Origin of the sequence: Clostridium sp. ATCC BAA-442 (genome assembly GCF_964239415.1) — a bacterium.
Lineage (GTDB): Bacteria > Bacillota > Clostridia > Oscillospirales > Oscillospiraceae > Flavonifractor > Flavonifractor plautii.
This window is the reverse complement of sequence record NZ_CAXSQB010000073.1, coordinates 5,782-14,362: the sequence shown is the minus strand read 5'-3', so window position 1 is coordinate 14,362 and position 8,581 is coordinate 5,782. Positions and strand designations below refer to the sequence as shown.

The window sequence follows — 8,581 nt, the reverse complement described above, 5'->3', positions numbered from 1 at the left end:
TGGAGCAGGTGACGAGGCTCGAACTCGCTACCTCCACCTTGGCAAGGTGGCGCTCTACCAGATGAGCTACACCTGCAAGCGACGGATTATATTATAGCGAACCGTTCCGCCGCTGTCAAGGGGTTAATTCAAATTTTCTGCATTTTCTTCCGCGCCCTCCCACACGTAGCCCAGGGAGAGAAGGTCGGCGGCGGAATAGGTGGTGCCGGAGGCGTCGCGGGTGAGATCGACATAGTGGGCGCCGCCGTCGGCGGTGAGCTGGTTCCAGAAGTGGGGTTCGCCGTTCAGAGTACCCTCCACCAGAACGGAGCCAACCTCCATCTTCCCGCTGAGGAGCTGAAAGGTCAGGGCCAGCCCCTCGCTGTCCGCCCCGTCGCCCAGCAGGGCGTCCCAGGCGGTGGGACCGCCCTCCGGCCGGGCGCGGACGTGCTCCCGAACCAGGGAAAAGAGCTCGGCCTGCCGGGCGGAGGGGGAGAGCTGATGGGGCCGGAGAGGGAGCACCAGGGCATCTGCCGTGCTCTGGAGGTCATCGCTCTTTTGACGCAGCGCCTGGGTGTCCTCGGGATAGGTGAGCAGGATCTCCACAATGCGCTGCTGCCCGCCGGAGGCGGGGTAGAGGGAGACGGTAAACTCCGGCATGCCCAGGGCGCCGGCGGGCTCGTCGTAGTAGGCCTGCCGCACCAGGGCGGCAATGGAGTCGGCGCTCTCAGTGAAGTAGCCCACCCGCAGGGCCACCTCGCTCTGAAAATCAGCCAGGGCGGCGCGCACCTCGTCCCGGATGGCGCTGGTGCCGGTGACGTTGACCAAGCTGCGTATCTGCTCCCGGGTGCGGCGGTAGGAAATGGTAATGGTGGCCTCATAGGTGGTGAGCACCTTGGTGCAGTCGTTTTTGATAAAGTCCACCGCATAGGCCCCCAGAGGGTCGTCCTTGGCCACCTCCAGGCAGGCCCGGTTGAGATCCTCCTCCACATCCCCGTCATAGTCGTCGGTAAGCTGAATCAGCCCCTTTTCTGTCCCCTGGGAGACAAAAAACAGCACGGTGTTGACCAGCTCGGAATAGGTGCCCGCCTGGACGGCGGAGGAGTCCTCGGCCGTGGCCGGACGCTCCGTGTGCGGCTCCACCACTGCATAGGGGTTCTCCAGAAGGGAGGAGCAGCCGGTGAGCAGCAGGGCGCAGCTCAACGCCAGCGCCGCTATGCCTCGTTTCAATGCCACGCCCTCCCCTCCTCAGTAGCCCAGAGGCTCGTTGACCAGCACCACCTCGGCCCGACCGATGCCGGTGGGCCTCTCCCACAGCACCACCAGGGCGCGGCAGATGCGCTCCGGGCTTTTGCAGTCATAGCATTTGTCCCCCCGGACGGCGCAGGGAGTCTTTTTGCCCAGCCGCCGGGCGTTTTTGGGGGAGGCCACGTTGCGGGCCCGCCAGAGGGCGGCGTCGTAGTCGGGAGCCAGCTTGTTGACGCCCACGATAAAGTAGACCTCCTCATGGCCGAAGATGGTGGAGGCCACCCGGTTGCCCGTGCCGTCGATGTTGATGAGCTCGCCGGTCTCCGCCAGGGCGTTGACCGAGGTCAGATAGACCGGGGCGGCGGCTGCGTCTGCGAAGCTGTCTCCCAGCCAGTGGCTGCGCACCACGGCGTGGCTCTGGAGCCGATCGAGGAGGCCCAGCTCCTTGAGGGTGATGGAGCCGCCGTGCCCCACCGTTTTGCCGTCCAGCCTGCGGTCCAGGTAGTCCGCGGCCTCCGCCGCCGTGTCGAAGCAGGTCACATCGAAGCCGTGGGCCTCCAGATTTTTGCGTACCTTCTCAAAACCGGGCATAAACAGGTCTCCTTTCCAGCGTAAAATGACAGAGCACAGGGGGTTATCCGCCTGCGGGCAAAAAAGCAGGGCATATGCAGGGCGGGGGGTGTCCAGGGGCGCGTTCCCCCGCCCCTGGACAGCTCAGAGATCGTTGTGCTTATACTCCCGGAAGCCGTCGCCCAGGATCTCGTGGGCCTCGCACACGATCAGGAAGGCGTTGGGGTCGATGCTCTTGACGGTCTGCTTGAGGGCCACGATCTGCTTCTGCTTGAAGGCCACCAGCAGCACCTTCTTGTCCTCCCCGGACCAGCCGCCCTCGCCGTGGAGAAGGGTGACGCCCCGGTCCATATCGTGAATAATGGCGTGGGAAATCTGGTCGTAGGCGTCGCTGATGATATAGGCCACCTTGGCGTTGTCCATGCCGTAGAGCACCTGGTCCATGACGAAGGAGGAGATATACAGGGCCACCACGCCGTAGAGGGCGCTGTAGATGTTGCGGAAGGCGACGGCCACCGCCACAATGACCAGCAGATCCACCGCCAGAAGCAGCCGCCCCATGGGCAGCCAGGCCAGCTTCAGCTTGAGCAGGCGGGCAATGAGATCGGTGCCGCCGGTGGTGGCGCCCTGGAGAAACACCACGCCCAGGGAGCCGCCCATGATCACGCCGCCGAAGATGCACCCCAGAATGGGCTCCATAGGCTCAAAGGTGTGGATCATGTGGAGAATGTCGATGAAAATGGAGGAGATGAACATGGAGTAAAGGGAGGACACCAGCAGGTGCCCGCCCAGCAGCTTCCACCCCAGCAGGAACAGGGGGATGTTCAGGATGATGACCACGGTGCCGATGGGGGCCCAGGGGAGGATGTGGTTGATGATCTGGCCCACGCCGGTGATGCCGCCGAAGCCGATCTGGTTGGGCTCGTAGCACCAGTTGAAGCCCACGGCGTACACCGCGGACGCCAGGGTGATCCACAGATAGGGGAGGACATACTGCTTTGCGACACGATTCATAGCCGATACCTTCTTTATCTTATTCCAGTAACGTCATCTGCTCCTCGGCCCGGTCCTCCGGCCGGAGCAGCATGCCTGCGATGGGCAGGGAGCGGGCCCGGTAGCGGGCGGCGTTGACGATGGTGGTGTCCGCCAGGGGGCGGGCGTCGGCCACCTTGTACTTGGGCTTGAGGGTCATGACGTTGACCCCCTGGGTGGAGCGGGTGGTCTTGGGGGTGAGGGCGGCGGTGTGGAAGACCACCGCCCGGCCCTCGGTGGAGGTCACCGCCATCTCCGTGTCCTCTGTCAGCAGACAGGCCGCCGCCAGGGGGGACTTGTCGGAGTAAGCGCCGGTGAGCTTCTTGCGGCGGGTCTGGGTCTGATAGGCCGACAGGGCCACCCGGGCCACCTTGCCGTTTTCAAAGAAGAACAGCAGGTGGCCGGAGTAGTCGGCGGTGACACAGGCCCACACGAAGCCCTCGCCGGGATCCATGCCCAGCTTGGTGGGCAAAAAGTCGCCCAGCAGGCTGGCCTTGGAGTCGTCGAAGTCGCTCAGGCGGGCCTTGTAGCACTGCTGCCGGTCGGTAAAGACCAGCAGCTCGTCCCGGTTGGAGGCCTCCCACTGGAGCCAGGGGCCGTCCCCCTCCTTGTACTTCTGCTCCCCGCTCATGCGCAGGGACTGGGGGGTGATCTTCTTGAAGTAGCCCTCCCGGGAGCAGAACACGTGCACCGGGTAGTCCGGGGTCTCGTCCTCCGCGTCCTCCGCGGCGGCGGTCTGGTACTCGTAGACGATCTCCGTCCGCCGGGGGACGGCGTACTTCTTCTGCACCGCCTGGAGCTCGGCCACGATGAGCTTTTTGATGCGGCCGGGGTTGTTCACGATGTCCTGGAGGTCGGCGATCTCCTCCTCCAGCCCGGCCACCTCCTCAATGCGCTTGAGGATGTACTCCTTGTTGATGTTGCGCAGCTTGATGTCGGCCACGTACTCGGCCTGCACGTCGTCGATGCCGAAGCCGATCATCAGGTTGGGCACCACCTGGTCGTCCTCCTCGGTCTCCCGGATGATTTTGATGGCCCGGTCGATGTCCAGCAGGATCTTTTTCAGGCCGCGGAGCAGGTGCAGCTTGTCCTGCTTCTTCTTCATCACGAAGTAAGTGCGCCGCCGCACCCCCTCCATGCGCCAGCCCGTCCACTCGTCCAGAATCTCCCGCACCCCCATCACCCGGGGCATGCCCGCGATGAGGATGTTGAAGTTGCAGGAGAAGGAGTCCTGGAGGGTGGTGGAGCGGAAGAGCTTGGCCATCAGCTTGTCCGGATCGGTCCCCCGCTTGAGGTCGATGGTGATCTTGAGGCCGTTCAGATCGGTCTCGTCCCGCATGTCGGCGATCTCCCGGATCTTGCCCCCCTTCACCAGCTCGGCCACCTTGTCCATGATGGCCTCCACCGTGGTGGTGTAGGGGATCTCGTAGATCTCGATGAGGTTTTCGCCCTTGAGGTAGCGCCACTTGGCCCGCACCTGGAAGGAGCCGCGGCCCGTCTCATAGATCTGCCGAAGGGCCCCCTCGTCGTAGAGCAGCTCGCCGCCGGTGGGGAAGTCGGGGGCCTTCAGGTGGTCCAGCAGGTTCACCTGGGGGTTTTTCAGAAAGGCCACCGTGGCGTCGCACACCTCGCCCAGGTTGAAGCCGCACAGGTTGGAGGCCATGCCCACGGCGATGCCCTGGTTGGCGCTCACCAGCACGTTGGGGAAGGTGGTGGGCAGCAGGGAGGGCTCCTGCATGGAGCCGTCGTAGTTGTCCACAAAGTCCACCGTGTCCTGGTCGATGTCGCGGAACAGCTCGGCGCAGATGGGGTCCAGCCGCACCTCGGTGTACCGGCTGGCCGCCCAGGCCATGTCCCGGGAGTACACCTTGCCGAAGTTGCCCTTGGAGTCCACCAGGGGGTGGAGCAGGGCCCCGTAACCCCGGCTGAGGCGCACCATGGTGTCGTAGATGGCCGCGTCGCCGTGGGGGTTGAGCTTCATGGTCTGGCCCACCACGTTGGCGCTCTTGGTGCGGGCGCCCCCCAGCAGGTGCATCTGGTACATGGTGTAAAGCAGCTTGCGGTGGGAGGGCTTGAACCCGTCGATCTCCGGGATGGCCCGGGAGACGATGACGCTCATCGCGTAGGGCATGTAGTTGATCTCCAGCGTCTCGGTGATGGGCTGCTCCAGCACCTCGGGCCGCAGGCCCATGACGTTGGGGTTGGTTACCTTCTTTGCCCCCTCCTCGGGGGCCTTCTTTTTGGGCATTGGTATCAGTCCTTATTCAGAATCCAGTTCAGAGGATTGTTGGCGATAGATTGGCGGGTTTCGGCCGGATCGGCATCCTTTCGGATGATAGGGCCGAGCCGGACTGCCACAGGCATTTCCGGCCGCTCCGACGGCTGACCGCGGCCTTGAACTGCTGCACGGCCCGGGAAAGGGGCTGCTTGGAACGGTCAGCCGCCCTATATAGCGGCCGTATGCCCGGTCAGGAGATGTCCGCCAGCTCCAGATACTTGTAGCCGTTCTCCGCGATGTGGTCTTTTCTGCCCTGGAGGTTGTCCCCCAGCAGCAGGTCGAAGACGGCGGCGGTGCGCTCCACGTCCTCGGGCATGACCTTGATGAGGCGGCGGGTCTCCGGGTTCATGGTGGTGAGCCACATCATGTCCGGCTCATTCTCGCCCAGGCCCTTGGAGCGGTTGATGGAGCACTTCCTGCCCGCCAGCTCGCCGCTCACGATCTCGTTCTTCTCCGCGTCGGAGTAGGCGAACCAGGTCTTGTCCTTGTAGGTGATCTCATACAGGGGGGACTCGGCGATATACACGTACCCCCGCTGGATGAGGGTGGGGGTGAGGCGGTAGAGCATGGTGAGAATGAGGGTGCGGATCTGGAAGCCGTCCACGTCGGCGTCGGTGCAGATGACCACCTTGTTCCACCGCAGGTTCATCAGATCGAAGGCGGCCATGTCCTTGGCGTGCTTGTCGTGCACCTCCACGCCGCAGCCCAGCACCTTCAGAAGGTCGGTGATGATCTCGCTCTTGAAGATCTTGGCGTAGTCGGCCTTGAGGCAGTTGAGGATTTTACCCCGGACGGGCATGATGCCCTGGAACTCCGCGTCCCGGGAGAGCTTGACGCTGCCCAGAGCCGAGTCGCCCTCCACGATGTAGAGCTCCCGGCGGGTGGTGTCCTTCGTCCGGCAGTCCACAAACTTCTGTACCCGGTTGGCTATGTCCACACTGCCGGAGAGCTTTTTCTTGATGTTCAGCCGGGTGCGCTCGGCGTTCTCCCGGCTGCGCTTGTTGATGAGCACCTGCTCGGCGATCTTCCCCGCGTCCAGGGGATTCTCAATGAAGTAGACCTCCAGCTGGGCCCGCAGAAACTCGGTCATGGCCTCCTGGACAAATTTGTTGTTGATGGCCTTCTTGGTCTGGTTCTCGTAGGAGGTCTGGGTGGAGAAGTTGTTGCTCACCAGCACCAGGCAGTCCTCCACGTCGGCCCAGGTGATCTTGCTCTCGCTCTTCTGGTATTTGCCCTGGGCCTTGAGGTAGGCGTCGATGCCATTCACGAAGGCGGACTTCACCGCCTTCTCCGGGGAACCGCCGTGCTCCAGCCAGGAGGAGTTGTGGTAGTGCTCGATGATCTGCACCGTGTTGGAGAAGCAGAAGGAGACGGAGAGCTTCACCTTGTACTCGGGCTTGTCCGCCCGGTCCCGGCCCCGCCGCTCGGTCTGCCAGAACACGGGCAGGGTGAGGGAGTTCTCCCCCGCCAGCTCCTTCACATAGTCCTCAATGCCGTTTTCGTACTGGAAGTCGGTGGTCTCGAACTTCCCCCCCACCTGGTTGCGGAAGCGGAAGGTGACCCCGGCGTTGACCACCGCCTGGCGCTTGAGCACGTCGGTGTAGTACTCCACGGGGATATTGATGTCGGTAAACACGTCCAGATCCGGCTTCCAGCGGAAGCGGGAGCCGGTCTTTTTGCCGGAGTAGGGCTCCTTTTTCAGGCCGCCCACGTTCTCGCCCTTCTCGAAGTGGAGGGTGTACTCAAAGCCGTCCCGGTGGATCACCGCGTCAAAGTACGCGCTGGCGTACTGGGTGGCGCAGGAGCCCAGGCCGTTGAGGCCCAGGGAGTACTCGTAGTTATCGCCGTCGTTGTTGTTGTACTTGCCGCCGGCGTACAGCTCGCAGAACACCAGCTCCCAGTTGAACTTCTGCTCCTTCTCGTTCCAGTCCACCGGGCAGCCCCGGCCGAAGTCCTCCACCTCGATGGAGTGATCCTCATACCGGGTGACGGTGATCAGGGAGCCGTGGCCCTCCCGGGCCTCGTCGATGGCGTTGGACAGGATCTCAAAGACCGCGTGCTCACAGCCCTCCAGCCCGTCGGAGCCGAAGATCACCGCCGGGCGCTTGCGTACCCGGTCGGCCCCCTTCAGGGAGGAAATGGAGTCGTTTCCGTAATTTTTGGGGGAATTGCTTTTCGCCATGGGCCTCTCCTCACTCGTTCCAAAATCAGAAAATTACATCTTATTATATTACTCCAAACCGGCCCAAAGTGTCAAGAAAACGCGAAAGGGCGCCGGACATTGTCCGGCGGCCTTTCTGCGCCTGACCCCGCTTCGTCGCGGGGCGGGCGGCTTTGTTTGGACAGCTTGCGCTTCCTTTCGCCTTTCGCCAGAGGGTGAGCTCACCCGGCACCGGCTTAAAAGGAGATGCAAGGAGGAACAGGCCTCTTTCCTGTCCGGGCATAGTATGTGCACAGGACGGAGCGCCATACGCGGAAAATTTTGGTTTAGGCTCCGGCATATTTGTCCAGACTGGACATACCATGAGATGGGAAACCAAAAACAAAGGAGGCGCCGTTATGGCGGAGGAGGCCAGAGTGTTTTTCCTGCGGAAAAGACGGGAGCGGGCGGAGGATACCGAGCGGCGGGCGCTGTTGGAGGGGCTGGGACAGACCCGCAGCCTCATTGCCCAGGCCTATGCGGGCTTTAACGCCGCCAAGGACCCGGATCTGATCGAGTCCTATGTCTTTGAGATCAATGCCCTCCAGGCCCGGTACTCCTACCTGCTGCGGCGGGTCAAGGAGCTGGACGGGGAGGCGCAGGCGCAGCCGGGATAACTGCGGGGGGAACCCGCCGCCAAGGGACTGGCAGAGGAAAGCTGGGAGGGGATGGCGGTGGAAACCTTGCTCAATGCCCTGCCCTGGATTGTGGGCGGGTTGATCCTGATTTTGCTGTTGGCGGCCCTGCGGCGGCCGCTGGAGTGGCTGGTGCGGCTGGCCGCGCGGACGGGCGTGGGCCTGGCCGCCCTGTGGGCGTTGAGCGGTGTGGGCGGCCTGGTGGGCCTTCACCTGGGGGTCAATCTGGTCAACGCTCTGGTGCTCGGCGTGCTGGGCGTGCCCGGCTTTGGGCTCCTGTTGATGCTTAACTGGGCGCTGGCGGTGTGAATGCAGAAGAGGGGCGGGGGGGGGGGGGCGCTGCGGCCCCCGCCTGGGGTTGCCATTAAGCCTTTCTGCCGAGGTGTTCGGAGGGAAGAATAGTGTGAAAGGCTGCCCCGCAGGGCGATTCGGAGTGCAACCGCCGCTTTGCGGCGGCACTTGGCGCGGAGATGAACCGTCAGGGTTCCCTGGAGGTGAATTGGCCGCAGGCCAAGAGAGGCCGGCCTGGGCCGTTCGCGTTGGATCAAACAACTTTTTGAAACTTTTTTAGAGTTTCAAAAAGTCCAGCAGCCTGTCGAAAAGGTATTTTCGACAGGCTGGGGGGGGGGGGGGGGGGGG

General features: G+C 63.3%; 7 protein-coding genes and 1 tRNA gene. 2 read left to right on the top strand and 6 right to left on the bottom strand.

From position 1 onward, the window contains the following. From ACESY8_RS18535 to ACESY8_RS18510, 6 genes are all read right to left on the bottom strand, one after another. Positions 1-76 (bottom strand) — tRNA-Gly (locus tag ACESY8_RS18535). Between the two features lie 47 nt (positions 77-123). Then, positions 124-1,215: a hypothetical protein gene (locus ACESY8_RS18530; RefSeq protein WP_172694947.1), complete on the bottom strand. Its 1,092-nt coding sequence runs from the start codon at positions 1,213-1,215 to the stop codon at positions 124-126. Between the two features lie 12 nt (positions 1,216-1,227). Beyond that, positions 1,228-1,818, bottom strand: coding sequence for a lactate utilization protein (locus ACESY8_RS18525; RefSeq protein ID WP_024725212.1), 591 nt, complete (start codon positions 1,816-1,818; stop codon positions 1,228-1,230). A 123-nt stretch (positions 1,819-1,941) separates the two neighbouring features. Beyond that, positions 1,942-2,811, bottom strand: a complete 870-nt coding sequence (locus ACESY8_RS18520; protein ID WP_009261303.1) for a YitT family protein — start codon at positions 2,809-2,811, stop codon at positions 1,942-1,944. Positions 2,812-2,830: 19 nt separating this feature from the next. Then, a complete protein-coding gene (locus tag ACESY8_RS18515; RefSeq protein WP_434307806.1) occupies positions 2,831-5,077 on the bottom strand; it encodes a DNA gyrase subunit A in 2,247 nt (748 codons plus the stop codon). Between the two features lie 220 nt (positions 5,078-5,297). After that, positions 5,298-7,289 carry a DNA gyrase/topoisomerase IV subunit B gene (locus ACESY8_RS18510; protein WP_007493288.1) on the bottom strand — a complete coding sequence of 664 codons (1,992 nt, stop codon included), beginning with the start codon at positions 7,287-7,289 and terminating at the stop codon, positions 5,298-5,300. Positions 7,290-7,666: 377 nt separating this feature from the next. Here ACESY8_RS18510 and ACESY8_RS18505 point away from each other — a divergent pair, with 377 nt between their 5' ends. Both ACESY8_RS18505 and ACESY8_RS18500 read left to right on the top strand, forming a co-directional pair. Next, the gene (locus ACESY8_RS18505; protein WP_009261299.1) at positions 7,667-7,924 is read left to right on the top strand and encodes a DUF2508 family protein; all 258 of its coding nucleotides are present in this window, start codon (positions 7,667-7,669) and stop codon (positions 7,922-7,924) included. A 51-nt stretch (positions 7,925-7,975) separates the two neighbouring features. Then, on the top strand, positions 7,976-8,251 hold the full coding sequence (locus ACESY8_RS18500) for a pro-sigmaK processing inhibitor BofA family protein (RefSeq protein WP_007490188.1): 276 nt from the start codon (positions 7,976-7,978) through the stop codon (positions 8,249-8,251). Positions 8,252-8,581: the final 330 nt, after the last annotated feature.

Coding starts and splice junctions, on each gene's coding strand:
- ACESY8_RS18525 (WP_024725212.1), bottom strand. CDS start 1,818: ATGCCCGGTTTTGAGAAGGTACGCAAAAATCTGGAGGCCCACGGCTTC.
- ACESY8_RS18520 (WP_009261303.1), bottom strand. CDS start 2,811: ATGAATCGTGTCGCAAAGCAGTATGTCCTCCCCTATCTGTGGATCACC.
- ACESY8_RS18515 (WP_434307806.1), bottom strand. CDS start 5,077: ATGCCCAAAAAGAAGGCCCCCGAGGAGGGGGCAAAGAAGGTAACCAAC.
- ACESY8_RS18510 (WP_007493288.1), bottom strand. CDS start 7,289: ATGGCGAAAAGCAATTCCCCCAAAAATTACGGAAACGACTCCATTTCC.
- ACESY8_RS18505 (WP_009261299.1), top strand. CDS start 7,667: ATGGCGGAGGAGGCCAGAGTGTTTTTCCTGCGGAAAAGACGGGAGCGG.
- ACESY8_RS18500 (WP_007490188.1), top strand. CDS start 7,976: ATGGCGGTGGAAACCTTGCTCAATGCCCTGCCCTGGATTGTGGGCGGG.